General features: G+C 72.9%; 18 protein-coding genes. 11 read left to right on the forward strand and 7 right to left on the reverse strand.

Going from position 1 to position 18097, the window contains the following annotated elements; translation table 11 throughout:
- Positions 1 to 94 precede the first annotated feature (94 nt).
- On the forward strand, positions 95 to 1435 hold the full coding sequence (locus ACGF5T_RS16155; protein ID WP_356605853.1) for a transcriptional regulator: 1341 nt from the start codon (positions 95 to 97) through the stop codon (positions 1433 to 1435).
- 116 nt (positions 1436 to 1551) lie between these two features.
- The gene (locus ACGF5T_RS16160) at positions 1552 to 2115 is read left to right on the forward strand and encodes an NUDIX domain-containing protein (protein ID WP_356605851.1); all 564 of its coding nucleotides are present in this window, start codon (positions 1552 to 1554) and stop codon (positions 2113 to 2115) included.
- Positions 2116 to 2125: 10 nt separating this feature from the next.
- On the opposite strand, the gene ACGF5T_RS16165 is transcribed toward ACGF5T_RS16160, so the two are convergent.
- Complete coding sequence (locus ACGF5T_RS16165; RefSeq protein WP_356605849.1) at positions 2126 to 2383, reverse strand: hypothetical protein; 258 nt, start codon at positions 2381 to 2383, stop codon at positions 2126 to 2128.
- A 200-nt stretch (positions 2384 to 2583) separates the two neighbouring features.
- Positions 2584 to 3456, reverse strand: a complete 873-nt coding sequence (locus ACGF5T_RS16170; protein ID WP_356605847.1) for a 3-hydroxybutyryl-CoA dehydrogenase — start codon at positions 3454 to 3456, stop codon at positions 2584 to 2586.
- A 178-nt stretch (positions 3457 to 3634) separates the two neighbouring features.
- On the opposite strand from ACGF5T_RS16170, the gene ACGF5T_RS16175 reads away from it, so the two are divergent.
- Positions 3635 to 4945 carry a family 10 glycosylhydrolase gene (locus tag ACGF5T_RS16175; RefSeq protein WP_356605845.1) on the forward strand — a complete coding sequence of 437 codons (1311 nt, stop codon included), beginning with the start codon at positions 3635 to 3637 and terminating at the stop codon, positions 4943 to 4945.
- On the opposite strand, the gene ACGF5T_RS16180 is transcribed toward ACGF5T_RS16175, so the two are convergent.
- Positions 4942 to 5136, reverse strand: a complete 195-nt coding sequence (locus ACGF5T_RS16180) for a DUF1918 domain-containing protein (RefSeq protein ID WP_356605843.1) — start codon at positions 5134 to 5136, stop codon at positions 4942 to 4944. The genes ACGF5T_RS16175 and ACGF5T_RS16180 overlap by 4 nt on opposite strands.
- A gap of 28 nt (positions 5137 to 5164) precedes the next feature.
- Positions 5165 to 6154, reverse strand: a complete 990-nt coding sequence (locus ACGF5T_RS16185) for a DMT family transporter (protein ID WP_366768581.1) — start codon at positions 6152 to 6154, stop codon at positions 5165 to 5167.
- Between ACGF5T_RS16185 and ACGF5T_RS16190 the strand changes: the two genes are divergently transcribed.
- Positions 6153 to 7589, forward strand: a complete 1437-nt coding sequence (locus ACGF5T_RS16190) for a PLP-dependent aminotransferase family protein (RefSeq protein ID WP_366768582.1) — start codon at positions 6153 to 6155, stop codon at positions 7587 to 7589. The genes ACGF5T_RS16185 and ACGF5T_RS16190 overlap by 2 nt on opposite strands.
- A 91-nt stretch (positions 7590 to 7680) precedes the next feature.
- Positions 7681 to 8301 carry a histidine phosphatase family protein gene (locus ACGF5T_RS16195; protein ID WP_361012406.1) on the forward strand — a complete coding sequence of 207 codons (621 nt, stop codon included), beginning with the start codon at positions 7681 to 7683 and terminating at the stop codon, positions 8299 to 8301.
- Here the strand turns inward: ACGF5T_RS16195 and ACGF5T_RS16200 are convergent.
- A complete protein-coding gene (locus ACGF5T_RS16200) occupies positions 8207 to 8716 on the reverse strand; it encodes a DUF6314 family protein (protein WP_366768583.1) in 510 nt (169 codons plus the stop codon). The two genes, ACGF5T_RS16195 and ACGF5T_RS16200, sit on opposite strands and share 95 nt — an antisense overlap.
- A gap of 138 nt (positions 8717 to 8854) precedes the next feature.
- On the opposite strand from ACGF5T_RS16200, the gene ACGF5T_RS16205 reads away from it, so the two are divergent.
- The 6 genes from ACGF5T_RS16205 (at position 8855) to ACGF5T_RS16230 (ending at position 16377) form a co-directional block, all read left to right on the forward strand.
- Positions 8855 to 11329: an alpha-L-arabinofuranosidase C-terminal domain-containing protein gene (locus ACGF5T_RS16205; RefSeq protein WP_366768584.1), complete on the forward strand. Its 2475-nt coding sequence runs from the start codon at positions 8855 to 8857 to the stop codon at positions 11327 to 11329.
- Between the two features lie 193 nt (positions 11330 to 11522).
- Positions 11523 to 12551: an N-acetyl-gamma-glutamyl-phosphate reductase gene (gene argC / locus ACGF5T_RS16210; RefSeq protein WP_361012398.1), complete on the forward strand. Its 1029-nt coding sequence runs from the start codon at positions 11523 to 11525 to the stop codon at positions 12549 to 12551.
- On the forward strand, positions 12548 to 13699 hold the full coding sequence (gene argJ, locus ACGF5T_RS16215) for a bifunctional glutamate N-acetyltransferase/amino-acid acetyltransferase ArgJ (RefSeq protein WP_356605831.1): 1152 nt from the start codon (positions 12548 to 12550) through the stop codon (positions 13697 to 13699). Before argC ends, argJ begins: the two co-directional genes overlap by 4 nt.
- Entirely contained in the window at positions 13696 to 14604 is a 909-nt protein-coding gene (gene argB / locus ACGF5T_RS16220) for an acetylglutamate kinase (RefSeq protein ID WP_366768585.1), read from the forward strand. The genes argJ and argB overlap by 4 nt, the downstream gene beginning before the upstream one ends.
- A 17-nt stretch (positions 14605 to 14621) precedes the next feature.
- On the forward strand, positions 14622 to 15830 hold the full coding sequence (locus tag ACGF5T_RS16225) for an acetylornithine transaminase (protein WP_366768593.1): 1209 nt from the start codon (positions 14622 to 14624) through the stop codon (positions 15828 to 15830).
- A 7-nt stretch (positions 15831 to 15837) separates the two neighbouring features.
- Positions 15838 to 16377, forward strand: a complete 540-nt coding sequence (locus ACGF5T_RS16230) for an arginine repressor (RefSeq protein WP_053128183.1) — start codon at positions 15838 to 15840, stop codon at positions 16375 to 16377.
- Between the two features lie 159 nt (positions 16378 to 16536).
- On the opposite strand, the gene ACGF5T_RS16235 is transcribed toward ACGF5T_RS16230, so the two are convergent.
- Together ACGF5T_RS16235 and ACGF5T_RS16240 are read right to left on the reverse strand one after the other, a co-directional pair.
- Entirely contained in the window at positions 16537 to 17274 is a 738-nt protein-coding gene (locus ACGF5T_RS16235; protein WP_356606203.1) for an FAD:protein FMN transferase, read from the reverse strand.
- A 55-nt stretch (positions 17275 to 17329) separates the two neighbouring features.
- Positions 17330 to 18097 carry an FMN-binding protein gene (locus tag ACGF5T_RS16240; RefSeq protein ID WP_366768586.1) on the reverse strand — a complete coding sequence of 256 codons (768 nt, stop codon included), beginning with the start codon at positions 18095 to 18097 and terminating at the stop codon, positions 17330 to 17332.

Below are 18097 nucleotides of genomic sequence, written 5' to 3' on the forward strand. Positions count from 1 at the left end.
AGCGCGCACACGGTACGGATGCGCGTACTCCGTTCACACCCCGTGTGAGTACCGACGCACTACGCTGTCGGCACCGAATCACCGGGGGGCATCCATGCAGCCCAACACCCTGCTCGACGCGATCCTGGACGAGGCCGGAATCTCGCACGCGGGACTGGCCGCGCACGTCAACCAGGCGGGGCGGGCACGCGGGCTCGCCCTGAGATACGAACACACCGCCGTCGCCCGGTGGTTGAAGGGTCAGCGTCCGCGCGGCCAGGTGCCCGACCTGATCTGCGAGGTCCTCGCGTCCCGGCTGCACCGCCCCGTCACCCTGGACGACATCGGCCTCGGCGTGCCCGGGGAACCGGCCGCCCCGCACACCGGCTCCCTCTCCGGGTTCGTGGAGCGCGCGACCGCCCTGTGGCGCTCCGACCAGCAGCAGCGCCCGCACATCCTCGGCGCCCCCGCGCTCACCGGCACACCGGCCGTGATGCCCGTGTGGGAGTGGGAGAACCCGCCCGAGGACGTGGACGTCTCCCGCGGGGGCCGGCACCGGGTCACCCCGGCCGACCTGGAGATGCTGCGCTGCGCGCGCGCCCACTACGAGCAGCTCTACCGCAAGGCCGGCGGCATAGCGACCCGCGCCCGCATCGTCGGCTTCCTCAACTCCGAGGCCGCCCCCCTGCTGCGCGGCGGCTACACCGACGCCACCGGCCGCCAGCTCCACCGGGCCACCGGAGGGCTGGTCGCGGTCGCCGGCATCTGCGCCTACGACTCCGACGCGCACGGCCTGGCCCAGCGCTACTTCCACCAGGCCCTGCGGCTCGCCAAGGCCAGCGGGGACCGGGGCCTGGGCGCCTACGTCATCGCGCTGCTGGTCAACCAGGCGCTGTTCATGCGGGAGTACCGCCAGGCCGTCGCCTTCGCCGAGGCCGCCCTGCGCGCGGCCGGCCGGCACATCACCCCCGCTCTCGCCTCCGACCTCTACGCGATGCAGGCCAAGGCGTACGCCCACCTCGGCGACGGCACGAGCGCCCTGTCCTGCATCCGGCGGGCCGAGCAGGCCGCCGAGCGCATCCGCCGCGGGTACGAACCCGACGAGACCGGCTATGTCCAGCCCGGCCTGGTCAACGTCCAGGTGGCCGAGGCCCTGTTGAGCCTCGGGGAACTCGCGGCGGCCGGCGAGCACGCCGCGGCGGCCGTCGACAACCCCGCGCACGACCGGGGCCGGGTGCACCGGCTCGCCATGCTCAGCACCATCGAACTGCGCCGGGGCAACGCCGACAAGGCGGTGGCCACCGCGGTGCAGATGGCCGAACAGGCCCGGGGCATGGAGTCCCAGCGCCTGCGCGACCGACTCAGGGCGGTGCGCGAGCACCTGGTGCGCAGCGGCGGCGCGGGCACGGCCGAGGCCGCCGAACTCATCGACGGAGCCCTGCGCGTACCGCTCTGACCTCCCCGCCCGGGGGCTGCTGCGCCACCCCTGCGCCCCGAGCGGCCGCCGTGCGCCTGCTGCCGAGCCGTTCCTGCTGCGATATTGCCACCTACTCAAGGAAAGGTGGCAGAACCGTGCAGTGGACGAAACAAAGCGAACAAAATGTGTACGCAAACCGCTGGTTCAGCGTCAACCTCGCTGATGTCGCGCTCCCGGACGGCCGGCATCTCGACCACTTCCTCATACGCATGCGCCCCGTGGCCGTGGCCACGGTCGTGAACGCCGCGAGCGAGGTGCTCCTGCTGTGGCGGCACCGCTTCATCACCGACAGCTGGGGCTGGGAACTCGCGGCCGGCGTCGTCGAGGACGGCGAGGACGTCGCTGCGGCGGCGGCCAGGGAACTGGAGGAGGAGACCGGCTGGCGGCCGGGACCGCTGCGCCACCTCATGAGCGTGGAGCCGTCCAACGGGCTCACCGACGCCCGGCACCACATCTACTGGGCCGAGGAGGGCACGTACGTCGGACACCCCGTGGACGACTTCGAGTCGGACCGCCGCGAGTGGGTCCCTCTCAAGCTCGTTCCCGACCTGGTCGCCCGGGGGGAGGTCCCGGCCGCGAACATGGCGGCCGCGTTACTCCTGCTGCACCACCTCAGGCTCGGGCAGGACGGCCCGCCCGGCCCGGACGGCATGGCCTGACGTCCGGGGCTCAGCGGCCGAGGGCCTGCCAGACCGCCACCACCAGGGAACCCACGGCCGTGACGACCGCGACCGAGGGCAGCGGCCAGCGGGCGTGCTCCAGGGTGGTCAGCCGTGCGTTCAGCTCGCTCAGCTCCTTGGCGGTCTCCTCGGTGCGGTGGGAGAGCAGAGCCAGCCCGCCCTCGACGCGGGCGTAGGCCACGTCCAGCCGGCGTCGTAACTCCGCGAGTTCTCCCTGGGCGACGGAATGCTCGGGATCGGCGGTCACGAAACCGCTCCTTTCCGTAGTCGTCTCACGTCCCTTGCATGTGCATGGTGAGTCAACCCGCCTGGTGGGCGCCTGGGGAGAGTGTGCGGAAGGCATATGCGGGCCCGGAGCGCACACGCCGTGTGAACGCCGCGGGCCCGGCACCTCGTCAGGTGCCGGGCCCGTGCAGCGTCACTCCGCGTGTCAGCCGTACCAGCGTGTCAGCCGTAGGCGTAGAAGCCCGAGCCGCTCTTGCGGCCGAGGCGGCCCGCGTCGACCATGCGCTGGAGCAGCGGGGGAGCGGCGTACAGCGGCTCCTTGTACTCCTCGTACATCGAGTACGCGACCGAGGCGACCGTGTCCAGGCCGATCAGGTCCGACAGCTTCAGCGGGCCCATCGGGTGGGCGCAGCCCATCTCCATGCCGTTGTCGATGTCCTCGCGGCTGGCGATGCCCGACTCGAACATCCGGATCGCGGAGAGGAGGTACGGGATCAGCAGCGCGTTGACCACGAAGCCCGAGCGGTCCTGGGCCCGGATGGCGTGCTTGCCGAGCACCTTCTCCGTGAAGAGCTGCGCCCGGCTGAGCGTGCCCTCGGAGGTGGTGAGCGCCGGGATCAGCTCGACGAGCTGCTGCACCGGGGCCGGGTTGAAGAAGTGGATGCCGATCACGTGGTCGGGCCGCGACGTGGCGACCGCCAGCTTCACCAGCGGGATCGAGGAGGTGTTGGAGGCGAGGATCGCGTCCGGCCGGGTCACCACCTGGTCGAGGACCTGGAAGATCTCGGTCTTGACCTGCTCGTTCTCGACGACGGCCTCGATCACCAGATCACGGTCGGCGAACTCGCCGAGGTCGGTGGTGAAGCTCAGGCGCGCCTGCGTCGCGTCCCGCTCCTCCTCGGTGATCTTGCCGCGCTCGGCGGCCTTGGTGAGCGAGTTGTACAACCGGGTCCGGCCGATCTCCAGCGCCTCGCCGGTGGTCTCGGCGACCATCACGTCCAGACCGGAGCGGGCGCACACCTCGGCAATGCCCGCTCCCATCTGACCGCAGCCCACCACGCCGACGCGTGTGATATCTCCCGAGATGCCGGTCACATCGTCCCTTTCGCTGACTCCACGGCTGTGGCAGCAGACGTGCCGGGGTCCCCGTCGTCTGCTCCGATCGAGCACGTTACCCCCGAATGGTCACGGATCCGTCTCCCGGGTCGGGCATGCTGAGGGCCCGTGCACGATCCGTGACCGTGCGGATCCACAGCGTTCAGGAGGTTTCCCCATGGGCCGTGTCTCGCGTCGGGCGTTCGCGGTGGCGGCGTTGTCGGCGTTCACCATGGCGCCGCGCGCGTCGGCGGCGCCGGACTCACCGGTCGCTCCCACCCCGCCCACGGCGCCGGTGCCGCTCGCGGGAGCGCCCGCGAGCCGCGCCGTCACCGGGATGCGCGGGATGTGGCTGGCCACGGTCGCCAACCGCGACTGGCCCACCCGCGCGGGGCTGCGCGCGGGCGAGCAGCGCGCCGAACTGCTCGCACTGCTCGACGCGGCGGTCCGGCAGGGACTCAACACGGTCATCTTCCAGGTGCGTCCCACGGCCGACGCGCTGTGGCCGTCCGCCCATGAGCCGTGGTCGGAGTACCTGTCCGGCAGCCAGGGCCGCGACCCGGGCTGGGACCCGCTGGGCACGGCCGTCAAGGAGGCCCACGCCCGGGGGCTGGAGCTGCACGCCTGGTTCAACCCCTACCGCGTCGCCACCCACGACAACCCGGCGCACCTGGTGCCCTCCCACCCCGCGCGGAAGAACCCGGGCTGGGTGGTGCCCTACGGCGGGAAGCTCTACTACAACCCGGGGCTGCCCGAGGTCCGGGCCTTCGTCCAGGACGCGATGATGGACGCGGTGGAGAAGTACGCCGTGGACGGCGTCCACTTCGACGACTACTTCTACCCCTATCCGGTGGCGGGCCAGAGCTTCGCCGACGGCGGCACCTACAGCACCTACGGCGGTGACTTCGCCACCAAGGCCGCCTGGCGCCGGCAGAACATCGACCTGCTGGTGCGCGAGACGGCCGCCCGGGTCAAGAAGATCCGGCCGACCGCCCGCTTCGGCGTCAGCCCCTTCGGGGTGTGGCGCAACGCGGCCACCGACGCGAAGGGCTCCGACACCAGGGCCGGCGTGCAGACGTACGACGACCTGCACGCCGACACCCGCAGGTGGGTGCGCGAGGGCTGGATCGACTACATCGTGCCGCAGCTGTACTGGCACACCGGCCTCGCGGCCGCCGACTACGCGAAGCTGGTCCCCTGGTGGGCGGAGGTCGCCAAGGGCAGCCGCACCCAGCTGTACATCGGCGAGGCGCTGTACAAGGCCGGCGATCCGGCGCAGCCCGCCGCCTGGCAGGATCCGGCCGAGCTGTCCCGTCACCTCACGCTGGCGCGGAACCATCCCGAGGTGCGCGGGCACGTCTTCTTCTCGGCGAAGGAGGTGGCCGAGGACCGGATCGGGGCGATGGCGCGGGTGAGCGCCGACCACTACGGCACGCCGGCGGCACGCCACCGGCCGCACCGGCCGGGAATCCCGGCCGGCCGGTTCTAGAGCTGGATCTCCCGGTGCCGGATCTCGGAGTCGGGGCCGGGTGAGCACACGGCCTCGTGGCCGTCCTCGAAGCGGACCCGGTACGGGGGAGCGCCTTGCGCGCCCATGACTTCCACGATCTCCGCGACCTTGTCGTGCTCACCCACCACCCTGCCGTGCTGGATCAGCTGGTCGCCCTTGGTTGCGTGCATCCGTGAGGCCTCCTCACCTGTGTGCCGCTCAACCCCGGGCCCGCTGGGTGACCGCGATGCACACCAGGACCGCCGCGGCCGTCAGCGGAGCGGCCACCGTCAGGTGCTCGCCCAGGAGAAGTACCGACCACACCAGTGTGAGCAGCGGCTGGGCCAGCTGCAACTGGCTGGCCTTCGGAATACCGATGGCCGCCATGCCCCGGTACCAGACGACCAGGCCGAGGAACTGCGAGCCGACCGCCACCCACAGCAGCCCGCTCACGCTGTGCGCGGTCAGGTGCACCGGTTCGAACGACAGGGCCACGGCGGCCATGGGCACGGTCAGCGGCAGGCACAGGACCAGCGCCCAGCCGATGACCTGCCACCCCGGCATCACCCGGGCCAGCCGGCCACCCTCCGTGTAGCCGGCCGCGCACACCAGCAGCGCCGCGAACAGGTACGCGTCCGCCGCCGTGAGGGCGCCCCCGCTCTGCTGCACGGTGAAGGCGACCACGGCCGCCGCGCCGGCCAGCGCGGCCCACCAGAAGCCGCGCGAGGGCCGGCTGCCGATGCGCAGCGCGGACAGCAGGGCGGTGGTCAGCGGGAGCAGGCCGACCACGACGGCGGCGTGCGCGGTGGTCGAGGTCCGCAGGGCGAGCGTGGTCAGCAGGGGGAAGCCCAGGACGACCCCCGCGCCCACCACCGCGAGCCCGAACCAGTGCCGCCGCTCCGGCAGCCGTATACGCAGCACCAACAGACAGCCCCCGGCGATCACCGCGGCGAGGATGCTGCGCACGGCGATCAGCGACCACGGGCCGAAGCCCTCCAGGCCCCAAGCGGTGGCGGGGAAGGTGAGGGAGAAGGCCACCACGCCGAGGGCGGCCTGGAGCGTGCCGAGGGGCCTGGTGCCGACGGCCCGGTCCGGATCGCCGACGGTCGGGTCCGGATCGCCGACGGTCGGGTCCGGATCGCCGACGGTCGGGTCCGGATCGCCGACTGCTATCGGAGACGGTGCGGTAGCGCTACTCTGTGCTCTCATGCACGAGCGTAGCAGTACCTCTGAGCTGGCGAACAAGCTGCGAAGGGAACTCGACCGCTACTCACCCGGCGGAAAGCTCCCGTCCAGCCGGGTCCTGATCGACCGGTTCCGGGTGAGCCCGGTGACCGTCTCCCGTGCCCTGGCGCAGCTGGCCGCCGAGGGGCTCGTGGTCACCCGCCCCGGCGCCGGCGCCTACCGGGCAGGACCGCGCCCCTCGGCCGCACCCGCCGGGGACACCTCCTGGCAGGAGGTCACGCTCAGCGCCGACGGCGCCGCCGACCTCGTACCGCGCTCGGTCGACGCCTCCGGGGTCCTGGTCTCGCTGGCCGCGCCGCCGCCCGGGGTGGTGGAGTTCAACGGCGGCTATCTGCACCCCTCGCTCCAGCCGGAGCGGGCGATGGCGGCGGCCCTGTCCCGGGCCGGGCGGCGTCCCGGTGCGTGGGGCCGGCCGCCCATGGAAGGACTGCCGGAGCTGCGGGAGTGGTTCGCGCGCAGCGTCGGCGGGGCCATCACGGCGGCCGAGGTGCTGATCACGGCGGGCGGCCAGTCCGCCCTGACCACCGCCCTGCGCGCGCTCGCCCCGCCCGGCGCCCCCGTCCTCGTCGAGTCCCCGACCTACCCCGGCATGCTGGCCATCGCGCGGGCGGCCGGCCTGCGCCCGGTGCCGGTCCCGGTGGACGCGGACGGTGTGCGGCCGGCCCTGCTCGCCGACGCCTTCCGGGCGACCGGCGCCCGCGTCTTCGTCTGCCAGCCCCTGTTCCAGAACCCGACCGGTGCCGTGCTCGCCCCCGAGCGGCGCGGCGAGGTGCTGCGCATCGCCCGCGAGGCCGGCGCCTTCGTCGTCGAGGACGACTTCGTGCGGCGGCTGGTGCACGAGGACGCGGGCCCGCTTCCCGCCCCGCTCGCCGCCGACGACCCGGACGGGGTCGTCGTCCACGTCTGCTCGTTGACGAAGGCGACCTCGCCCAGTTTCCGGGTGAGCGCCCTGGTCGCGCGGGGGCCGGTGCTGGAGCGGCTGCGGGCCATCCAGATCGTCGACACCTTCTTCGTGCCCCGCCCGCTCCAGGAAGCGGCGCTGGAACTCGTCGGCTCGCCCGCCTGGCCCCGCCACCTGCGGGCCGTCTCGTCGGAGTTGAAGGCCCGCCGGGACGCGATGACCTCCGCGCTGCGGCTGCACCTGCCCGAGGTGTCCCTGCCCCACGTGCCCTCGGGCGGCTACCACCTGTGGCCGCGCCTGCCCGAGGGCACGGACGAGGCCGCGCTCACCTCGGCGGCCCTGCGCGCGGGTGTCGCCATCACCCCGGGCCGCCCGTACTTCAGCGCCGAACCGCCCGCCGCCCATCTCCGGCTGAGCTTCGCGGCGGTCGCGGGCACTGGGGAGATCGCCGAAGGGGTACGGCGGCTGCGCACGGCCTGCACCGAGGTGTGGGGCTGACGGGCCGGGGCCGGGCCGGCCGGTGCGACCTCTTGGACGACCGCAGGTAACACCTCTTGACCTGCGCACCCGTGCGCAGCACCATCACCGCATGGCGCTTCGGGTCACGTTCGTGGCGGCCGCACGCGGCTCACCGCTGCTCGCGGAGCGGTTCGAGGACGACCGGCCCCTGGACCAGGCCGGCTGGGACGAGGTGCTGCGCGCCGCCGGCGATCTGCTGCCGCTCGCGGCGGCCGAGCTGCGCTACTGCTCGCCCACGCCCCGCAGCCGTGCCACCGGGGATGCCCTGGGCTGTGCTCCGCTCGCGCAACTCGCCCTGCGCGACTGCGACATGGGCCGCTGGCGCGGGATGACCCTGGGCGAGGCCATGGCGCGTGAGCCGGGGACCGTCGACGCCTGGCTCGCCGACCCGCGCGCGGCCCCGCACGGCGGGGAGTCGCTCCTCGCGTTCATCACCCGGGTCGGCGGCTGGCTCGACACGCGTCCCGGCGAGGACGGCGACCGCATCGTCGCGGTGGCCGAACCGTCCGTGATCCGGGCCGCGCTGGTGTACGTGCTGAGGGCGCCGCCCGCGACGTACTGGAACCTGGACGTCCGCCCGCTGTCCGCGAGCACCGTCACCGGCCGTGCGGGCCGCTGGAACCTCCGCTTCGAAGGGGGCCGCGCCCAGTGGCCGGGGAACGCGGACCCGCCCGGACGTAGTCCGTGGTGAGCAGCAGGTCCTTGGCCGGGCCGCCCACCCGCCACACGGTCCGCCAACGGTCCCGGTCCCGGACGGTGAACTCGCCCCGGTAGAGGTCGGCGGCGCACGGGTGGTCGGTCACGTGCCGTCCCGTGGTCAGGTCCAGGCCGTGGAAGGGCCGGCCGTCCGCGAAGCGCACGTCGGCGGTGCCCGGAGCGGCTCCCGGCTCGTAGCGCAGGGTCCGCTCGGCGGGGCGGGTCACGCCCTGCCAGGTGAAGGCGCCGGACTCCCGGCTCAGCAGACCGCCGCCGGCCAGTGCGCCGAAATCCGTTTCCCCCTCGAAGCGGCCCTCCGCGCCGCTCGCCAGGTCGCGTACCGACCGCTCGGTGCGCCACCGGCCCGCGAGATACGCCAGCACATCCGGTACCGGCCACCACTCGCCCATTTCCACCCGCTTTCCGTCTCCAGGTCCCTGGTTACCGCGCGACCCATTGACGCGCCCACACCCCCTCCCTATCTTGCCGTTCGAAGTGCTGACCAATGTCCGATATTTCGAACGACCTATGAGAGTCGCGGAGCATCCATGTCACGCACCCGCTGGAGACTAGGTCTCAGCGTCACCGCCCTCCTGGCGGCCTCGGCCCTGCTGCCGCCGCCGGCCCACGCGGAGGCCGTCACCGACTACGCGATCACCGTCGACCCGTCCGCCGAGGGCGCCGCGATCGACGACTCGATGTACGGCGTCTTCTACGAGGACATCAACCGGGCGGCCGACGGAGGTCTGTACGCCGAGCTCGTGCAGAACCGGTCCTTCGAGTACACGACCGCCGACAACGCCTCCTACACACCGCTCACCTCCTGGACGGTCGACGGCCCGGCCGAGGCCGTGAACGACGCCGGACGCCTCAACGAGCGCAACCGCACCTACCTCTCCCTCGGAGCCGGTTCGTCCGTCACCAACGCCGGCTACAACACCGGCGTCCGGGTGGAGAAGGGCGAGAGGTACGACTTCTCGGTGTGGGTCCGCGCCGAGGGCGGCACCACGCTCACCGTCACCCTGCGGGACGCCGCCGGCACCCTCGCGAAGGTGCGCCAGGTGGCCGCCGAGGGGGAGTGGCGCAAGTACACCGCCACCTTCACCGCGACCCGCACCAGCAACCGCGGCCGGCTCGCCGTCGCCACCACCGCCCCCGCCGCACTCGACATGATCTCTCTGTTCCCCCGCGACACCTACAAGGGGCAGCCGGGCGGCCTGCGCAGGGACCTCGCGGAGAAGATCGAGGCCCTGAACCCCGGCTTCCTGCGCTTCCCCGGAGGCTGCCTGGTCAACACCGGCTCGATGGAGGACTACAGCGAGGAGAGCGGCTGGCAGCGCGAGCGCAGCTACCAGTGGAAGGACACCATCGGGCCGGTCGAGGAGCGTGCCACCAACGCCAACTTCTGGGGCTACAACCAGAGCTACGGCCTCGGCTACTACGAGTACTTCCGCTTCGCCGAGGACATCGGCGCCATGCCGCTGCCCGTGGTTCCCGCCCTGGTCACCGGCTGCGGCCAGAACAAGGCCACCGACGACGACGCACTCCTGAAGCGGCACATCCAGGACACCCTGGACCTCATCGAGTTCGCCAACGGCCCCCGCACCAGCGAGTGGGGCGCCAAGCGGGCCGAGATGGGCCACCCGCGGCCCTTCGGTCTCACCCACGTCGGCGTCGGCAACGAGGAGAACCTGCCCCGGGAGTTCATGGCCCGCTTCAAGGAGTTCCGCACCGCGATCGAGGCGCGGTACCCGGACATCACGGTCGTCTCCAACTCCGGCCCGGACGACACCGGCGCCACCTTCGACACCGCCTGGCAGCTGAACCGCGAGGCCGGCGTCGACCTGGTCGACGAGCACTACTACAACAGCCCGCAGTGGTTCCTGCAGAACAACGACCGCTACGACACGTACGACAGGAACGGCCCGAAGGTCTTCCTCGGCGAGTACGCCTCCCAGGGCAACGCCTGGAGGAACGCGCTGTCCGAGGCCGCCTTCATGACCGGCCTGGAGCGCAACGCCGACATCGTCAAGCTCGCCTCGTACGCCCCGCTGCTCGCCAACGAGGACTACGTGCAGTGGAGCCCCGACATGATCTGGTTCAACAACCACGCGTCCTGGAACTCGGCCAACTACGAGGTCCAGAAGCTCTTCATGAACAACACCGGCGACCGCGTCGTCCCCTCGCGCGCGACCGGCACGCCGGCCGTCAGCGGCCCCATCGCCGGCGCCGTCGGCCTCTCGACCTGGGCGACCAGCGCGGCCTACGACGACGTCGAGGTGACGTCGGCGGACGGCCGGACGCTCCTGTCCGACGACTTCTCCGGTGACGCCTCGCGGTGGACCCCCACGGGCGCGGGCAGCTGGAGCGTGCGGGACGGCGAGTACGTCCAGACGGACGACGCCGCCGAGAACACCCTCGTCACGGCGGGCGACCCGGCCTGGCAGGACTACGACCTGCACGTGAAGGCCACCAAGAAGTCCGGCAAGGAGGGCTTCCTCGTCGCCTTCGGCGTCAAGGACACCGGCAACTACTACTGGTGGAACCTGGGCGGCTGGAACAACACCCAGTCCGCCGTGGAACAGGCCTCGGACGGCGGCAAGACCACGCTCCTGTCGAAGGCCGGCTCGATCGAGACGGGCCGCGCCTACGACATCGACGTGAAGGTGCGGGGCCGCCAGGTGACCCTGTACCTCGACGGCCAGGAGTGGGGCAGCTTCACCGACGACAAGCCGGCCGAGCCCTTCCGCCAGATCGTCACCGAGGACGAGCGGACGGGTGAGCTGATCGTCAAGGTCGTCAACGCCCAGGACGCCGCGGCCCGCACCGCCGTCGACCTCGGCGGCGCGCGGGTCGCCTCCCGGGCCCGGGTCACCACGCTCGCCGCCGACCAGGACGCGGTGAACACGGAGACGGACACCCCGGTCACCCCGGTGACGTCGACCTTCTCGGGGGCGGCGGGGAAGTTCACGTACACCTTCCCGGCGAACTCGGTGACGTTCCTGCGGATCAGGCAGCGGTAGCCGTTCGTACGGCCCCGGGACGGCCACCGGTGCACGAGGTCGTCCCGGGCCCGCCCTCGGCGGGGGCGGGGGTGGGGGCGACCTCCGACCTCCGTGGCGACGGCCGTGAGCGGTGCGCAGGTGGTGGCACAGCGATGCGTTGCATAAACGTGCGCCGCTACGTATAGTCATGCCATCGAGGATGGAGGACATCATGGCGGTACGTGCGGCGGTGGCCGGAGCGAGCGGGTATGCGGGCGGTGAGCTGCTGCGCCTGCTTCTCGCGCACCCCGAGGTCGAGATCGGCGCTCTGACCGGCAACTCCAACGCGGGCCAGCGGCTCGGCGCACTGCAGCCGCACCTGCTGCCGCTGGCCGACCGGGTCCTGGAGGCGACCACCCCCGAGGTGCTGGGCGGGCACGAGGTCGTCTTCCTCGCGCTGCCGCACGGGCAGTCCGCCGCCGTCGCCGAGCAGCTCGGGCCGGACGTGCTGGTCGTGGACATGGGCGCCGACTTCCGGCTGGCGGACGCCGGTGACTGGGAGCGGTTCTACGGCTCCCCGCACGCTGGCACCTGGCCCTACGGCCTTCCCGAACTGCCGGGTGCCCGCGCCGCGCTGGAGGGGTCCAAGCGTGTCGCGGTGCCCGGTTGCTACCCGACCGCCGTGTCGCTCGCGCTCTTCCCGGCGTACGCCGCGTCGCTGGCCGAGCCCGAGGCCGTGATCGTCGCCGCGTCCGGCACCTCCGGCGCCGGCAAGGCGGCCAAGCCGCACCTGCTGGGCAGCGAGGTCATGGGCTCCATGTCGCCGTACGGCGTCGGCGGCGCCCACCGGCACACCCCCGAGATGATCCAGAACCTCGGCGCGGTCGCCGGCGAGCCCGTCACCGTCTCCTTCACCCCGACCCTCGCGCCGATGCCCCGCGGCATCCTCGCCACCTGCACCGCCAAGGCGAAGCCCGGCGTCACCGCGGACGCCGTCCGCGCGGCCTACGAGAAGGCCTTCGCCGACGAGCCCTTCGTGCACCTGCTGCCCGAGGGCCAGTGGCCCGCCACCGCGTCCGTCTTCGGTTCCAACGCCGTTCAGGTCCAGGTCGCGTACGACGCCGCGGCGGGCCGCATCATCGCCATCAGCGCCATCGACAACCTGGCCAAGGGCACCGCGGGCGGTGCCGTCCAGAGCATGAACCTCGCCCTGGGTCTCGACGAGACCACGGGACTGACGACGATCGGAGTTGCGCCGTGAGTGTGACGGCAGCGAAGGGATTCACGGCGGCGGGCATCGCGGCCGGGCTCAAGGAGAGTGGCAACCCCGACCTGGCCCTCGTGGTCAACACCGGCCCCCGCCGCTCCGCCGCGGGTGTCTTCACCTCCAACCGCGTCAAGGCCGCCCCGGTCCTCTGGTCCGAGCAGGTGCTGAAGAGCGGGCAGGTGTCCGCCGTGGTCCTCAACTCCGGCGGCGCCAACGCCTGCACCGGCCCCCAGGGCTTCCAGGACACCCACGCCACCGCCGAGAAGGTCGCCGAGGTGCTCGGGACCGGGGCGGGCGAGGTCGCCGTCTGCTCGACGGGACTGATCGGCGTACTGCTGCCCATGGACAAGGTGCTCCCGGGCGTCGAGACCGCCGCCGGGCAGCTCTCCGAGCACGGCGGCGAGAAGGCCGCCATCGCCATCAAGACCACCGACACCGTGCACAAGACGTCCGTCGTCACCAAGGACGGCTGGTCCGTCGGCGGCATGGCCAAGGGCGCCGGCATGCTCGCGCCGGGCCTCGCCACCATGCTGGTCGTGCTCACCACCGACGCCGACGCCGACAGCGCCGTGCTCGACCGCGCCCTGCGCGACGCCACCCGGGTCACCTTCGACCGGATCGACTCCGACGGCTGCATGTCCACCAACGACACCGTGCTGCTGCTGGCCTCCGGCGCCTCCGGCGTCACCCCCGGGTACGACGACTTCGCCGAGGCCGTGCGCACCGTCTGCGACGACCTCGGGCAGCAGCTCATCCGGGACGCCGAGGGCGCCAGCAAGGACATCAAGGTGGAGGTCGTGAACGCCGCGACCGAGGAGGACGCCGTCCAGGTGGGCCGCACCATCGCCCGCAACAACCTGCTCAAGTGCGCCCTGCACGGCGAGGACCCCAACTGGGGCCGCGTGCTCTCCGCGATCGGCACGACCTCCGCCGCCTTCGAGCCCGACCGGCTCAACGTCGCCATCAACGGCGTCGAGGTCTGCAAGAACGGCGGCGTCGGCGAGGACCGCGAACTGGTCGACATGCGCTACCGCGAGGTCCACATCGTCGCCGACCTCGCCGCCGGCGACGCCACCGCCACCATCTGGACCAACGACCTCACCGCCGACTACGTCCACGAGAACAGCGCGTACTCGTCATGAGCCAAGGACCCACGCGGAAGCACACCGCGCTGCCCAAGGCCCAGATCCTCATCGAGGCGCTGCCCTGGCTCACCCGGCACCACGGGAAGACGGTCGTCATCAAGTTCGGCGGCAACGCCATGGTGGACGAGGACCTGAAGGCCGCCTTCGCCCAGGACGTGGTCTTCCTGCGCCACGCCGGCCTCAAGCCCGTCGTCGTGCACGGCGGCGGCCCCCAGATCAGCGCCGCCCTCGACAAGCACGGCATCGTCAGCGAGTTCAAGGCCGGTCTGCGCGTCACCACCGAGGACGCCATGGACGTCGTACGGATGGTGCTGGCCGGACAGGTGCAGCGCGAACTGGTCGGCCTGCTCAACCAGCACGGACCGCTCGCCGTCGGCCTCACCGGCGAGGACGCGCACACCATCACCGCCACCAGGCACCGGCCCGAGATCGACGGCGAGCCCGTCGACATCGGCCGGGTCGGCGAGATCACCGAACTCGACACCGGTGCCATCGAGGCGCTCCTGGCCGACGGCCGCATCCCGGTCGTCTCCTCGGTCGCCCGCTCCCAGGACGACGGACATGTCTACAACGTCAATGCTGATACGGCGGCTGCGGCACTCGCTGCGGCGCTCGGCGCCGAGACTCTCATGGTCCTCACCGACGTCGAGGGCCTCTACGAGGACTGGCCGAACTCCGACGAGGTGATCAGCCGCCTCACCGCGTCCCAGCTGGAGAAGCTGCTGCCGGACCTGTCCTCGGGCATGGTGCCGAAGATGGAGGGCTGCCTGCACGCCGTGCGCGGCGGCGTCACCACCGCCCGCGTCATCGACGGCCGGGTCCAGCACTCGATCCTGCTGGAGATCTTCACCGACGAGGGCATCGGCACGATGGTCGTGCCGGACGAACAGGGGGAGCCGTGAGCGACACAGGGGGAGCCGTGGGCAACGAGGAGCTGACCGAGCGCTGGCGGGGCGCGCTCATGGACAACTACGGCACACCGCGCCTGCCCCTGGTGCGCGGCGAGGGCCCCCGGCTCTGGGACGCCGACGGCAGGGAGTACCTGGACTTCGTCGGCGGCATCGCGGTCAACGCGCTCGGCCACGCCCACCCCGCGGTGGTCGAGGCGGTGAGCCGGCAGATCGCCTCCCTCGGCCACGTCTCCAACCTCTTCATCGCCGAGCCGCCCGTCCTGCTCGCCGAACGGCTGCTCCAGCGCTTCGGCCGCGACGGCAAGGTCTACTTCTGCAACTCGGGCGCCGAGGCCAACGAGGGCGCCTTCAAGATCGGCCGGCTCACCGGCCGGCCGCACATGGTCGCCACCCAGGGCGGCTTCCACGGCCGCACCATGGGCGCCCTCGCGCTGACCGGCCAGCCCGGCAAGCGGGAGCCCTTCCTGCCGCTGCCCGGTGACGTCACGCACGTGCCCTACGGCGACCCGCAGGCGCTGGCGGCCGCGGTCACCGAGGAGACCGCCCTCGTCGTCATCGAGCCGATCCAGGGCGAGAACGGTGTCGTCGTCCCGCCCCCCGGCTACCTGAAGGCGGCCCGGGCCATCACCGCCGCGACCGGTGCGCTGCTCGTCCTGGACGAGGTGCAGACCGGCATCGGCCGCACCGGGCACTGGTTCGAGTACCAGGCCCACGAGGGCGTGCTGCCGGACGTCGTCACCCTCGCCAAGGGGCTCGGCGGCGGGCTGCCGCTGGGCGCGACGGTCGCCTTCGGGCGGGCCGCCGAGTTCCTGCGTCCCGGGCACCACGGGACCACGTTCGGCGGCAACCCGGTGGCCTGCGCCGCCGGACTCGCCGTGCTCGACACCATCGCGGACGAGGGCCTGCTGGACAACGTCAAGCGGCAGAGCGAGAAGATCCGCGGCGGCGTCGAGGCGCTCGGCCACCCCTTGATCGGCCACGTCCGGGGCGCCGGACTCCTCCTGGGTATCGTGCTCACCGAGCCGCTCGCCGCCCAGGTGCAGCAGGCGGCTCAGGACGCCGGAATCCTGGTGAACGCGCCCGCGCCCGATGTCGTACGGCTGATGCCGCCGCTGAACGTCGGCGACGACGTGGTGGACGCGTTCCTCGGGGCCCTGCCCGGCATCCTTGACCAGGCCGCCCCGGCGGCCCACGGGGACGGACGATCCGGAGAATGAGACGACGATGAGCCAGGCGCAGGAGCACGAGCAGACCGGTGGGGCTGCCGTACCGCAGACCCGCACCGCACGTCACCGCCGGATCGTGGACATCCTCAACCGGCAGGCGGTGCGCTCGCAGAGCCAGCTCGCGAAACTGCTCGCCGACGACGGGCTGACCGTCACGCAGGCGACGCTCTCCCGGGACCTGGACGAGCTGAACGCGGTGAAGATCCGCAACACCGACGGCGACCTCATCTACGCGGTGCCCAGCGAGGGCGGCTTCCGCACCCCGCGGGCGCCGCTCGGGGAGTCGGCGAAGGAGGAGCGGATGCGGCGGCTCTCCGCGGAGCTGCTGATCTCCGCGGAGGCGTCGGCGAACCTCGTGGTCCTGCGGACCCCTCCGGGGGCGGCGCAGTTCCTGGCCTCCGCGATCGACCAGGCGGAACTCCACGACATCCTGGGCACGATCGCGGGCGACGACACGCTGATGCTGATCAGCCGGGAGCCGACGGGTGGGCAGGCGCTCGCGGACCATCTGCTGCGGTTGGCTCAGAACGGGCACTGAGGGCTGCGCCGCGGCGGGGGTGACTGTCGGGTCCGGGGTGCGGGCAGGGGGTGGCTGGTCGCGCACTTCCCCGCGCCCCCGAGGGCGTTGGGGTCACGCCGCTGAGACGCTCCCCGAGTCGCCCTCCCGAGGGGCCTCACCCGGGGGCGCTCCGTGGCCTCAGCCGAGCCACCTCGCCAGGCCCCCCGTGCACCGGACCTCGTCCTCCGCGGTCACCAGCAGCGCCTCGACCCCGTCGAGGGACTCCAGCCAGCGCAGCCCCTCCCGCGCCCCCCTCGCGAAGGCCGCCGTCGCCCAGCAGTCGGCCCAGGTCAGCCGGGGGGCGACCACCGTCACCGACACCAGGTCGGTCACCGCGGAGCGCCCCGTGCGCGGATCGACGATGTGCGCGCCCCGCTCCGCCGTACCGGACGTCGCGACGGCCAGCTCGGCCGCCGCCGCCGCGGAGACGACCGCCGCCAGCCCACCCGGGCGCAGCGGGTCCGCCACCCCGACCCGCCACGGCCGCCCCGCGCCCGGGGCCCCGAGCACCTGCACGTCCCCGCCCCCGTTGACGTTCACGCCCGTCGCCCCGGCCGCCGCGATCCGCCGCGCGGCCCGCTCCACGGCCCAGCCCTTGACGATCCCGGTGGGATCGAGGCGGCCCCGGTACGACGTGCTGAACCAGCCGTCGCTCACCCGCTCCGCCTCCACGGCCAGCTCCAGCACCTCGGCCACCTCGGGCACGCACGCGCCGACGGTCAGCTCCCCGCGGGCCAGCCGCGAGACCTGGCTGTCGGCCCGGTAGGTGCTGAACACCTCGTCCACCCGGTGCAGCCCCGCGACCGCCGCGTCCAGCGCTGCCCGGACCGCCGCGGGTTCCCCGCCGCGGACGTCGAAGGAGAAGACGGTCCCCATCGCCTCCTCCACGTGACGCACCGCGGCGGGAGCCTGAGCGGACCCGGTCACGGTGTCAGCCACCGGCCCGGTCCAGTGCCGACTGGAGGGACTGCCGGTAGCCGGCGCTGGTGTAGGTGGCGCCGGAGACGGCGTCGATGTCGGCGTTGCCGGCGGCGACGGCTGCCTGGTTGAGGCGGGGTACGGCGTCGGCGGTGACCTGGTCGCTGCGTCCGCCCCTGGGTGCCTGGAGGGCCTCCGCCGCGGTGACGCGCCCGCCGCTGACGGTGACCCGGACCTGCACGGGCCCGTACTGGGTCTGCGCGACGGAACCCGTGAGGGTCAGGGCTTCCCGGTCCGCACCGCCGGAGTCCTGCCCGCCCGGACCGCCCTCGGCGGACCCCGCGGCCGCCTTGTCGAGCGCCGACTGGAGGGACCGCTGGTAGCCGGCGCTGGTGTAGGTGGCGCCGGAGACGGCGTCGATGTCGGCGTTGCCGGCGGCGACGGCTGCCTGGTTGAGGCGGGGTACGGCGTCGGCGGTGACCTGGTCGCTGCGTCCGCCCCTGGGGGCCTGCACGGCCTCCGCCGCGGTGACGCGCCCGCCGCTGACCGTGACCCGGACCTGCACGGGCCCGTACTCGGTACGGACCGCGTCACCCGTGACCGTGCCGGACCCCGCGCCCCGGCCGCCCTGCGGGGACTGCGCGGCAGCCGGCGGGGCACCGCCCGCCGCCGAGGCGGCGCCCGGGTCGGACGCCGGTTTCAGCGACAGCAGCAGCACGATCCCGGACACCGTCGCGGCGCCGGCGAGCACGGCGCGCCGGACGGGGTGGCTCTTCCTCAT

Source organism: Streptomyces sp. NPDC047853, assembly GCF_043204535.1.
Lineage (GTDB): Bacteria > Actinomycetota > Actinomycetes > Streptomycetales > Streptomycetaceae > Streptomyces.

What these genes read in the sequence shown, in the direction of transcription:
- ACGF5T_RS16155 (WP_356605853.1), top strand. Translation starts at nt 95, where the DNA reads ATGCAGCCCAACACCCTGCTCGACGCGATCCTGGACGAGGCCGGAATC.
- ACGF5T_RS16175 (WP_356605845.1), top strand. Translation starts at nt 3,635, where the DNA reads ATGGGCCGTGTCTCGCGTCGGGCGTTCGCGGTGGCGGCGTTGTCGGCG.
- ACGF5T_RS16180 (WP_356605843.1), bottom strand. Translation starts at nt 5,136, where the DNA reads ATGCACGCAACCAAGGGCGACCAGCTGATCCAGCACGGCAGGGTGGTG.
- ACGF5T_RS16190 (WP_366768582.1), top strand. Translation starts at nt 6,153, where the DNA reads ATGCACGAGCGTAGCAGTACCTCTGAGCTGGCGAACAAGCTGCGAAGG.
- ACGF5T_RS16185 (WP_366768581.1), bottom strand. Translation starts at nt 6,154, where the DNA reads ATGAGAGCACAGAGTAGCGCTACCGCACCGTCTCCGATAGCAGTCGGC.
- ACGF5T_RS16195 (WP_361012406.1), top strand. Translation starts at nt 7,681, where the DNA reads ATGGCGCTTCGGGTCACGTTCGTGGCGGCCGCACGCGGCTCACCGCTG.
- ACGF5T_RS16200 (WP_366768583.1), bottom strand. Translation starts at nt 8,716, where the DNA reads ATGGGCGAGTGGTGGCCGGTACCGGATGTGCTGGCGTATCTCGCGGGC.
- ACGF5T_RS16205 (WP_366768584.1), top strand. Translation starts at nt 8,855, where the DNA reads ATGTCACGCACCCGCTGGAGACTAGGTCTCAGCGTCACCGCCCTCCTG.
- argC (WP_361012398.1), top strand. Translation starts at nt 11,523, where the DNA reads ATGGCGGTACGTGCGGCGGTGGCCGGAGCGAGCGGGTATGCGGGCGGT.
- argB (WP_366768585.1), top strand. Translation starts at nt 13,696, where the DNA reads ATGAGCCAAGGACCCACGCGGAAGCACACCGCGCTGCCCAAGGCCCAG.
- ACGF5T_RS16230 (WP_053128183.1), top strand. Translation starts at nt 15,838, where the DNA reads ATGAGCCAGGCGCAGGAGCACGAGCAGACCGGTGGGGCTGCCGTACCG.
- ACGF5T_RS16235 (WP_356606203.1), bottom strand. Translation starts at nt 17,274, where the DNA reads ATGGGGACCGTCTTCTCCTTCGACGTCCGCGGCGGGGAACCCGCGGCG.
- ACGF5T_RS16240 (WP_366768586.1), bottom strand. Translation starts at nt 18,097, where the DNA reads ATGAGGAAGAGCCACCCCGTCCGGCGCGCCGTGCTCGCCGGCGCCGCG.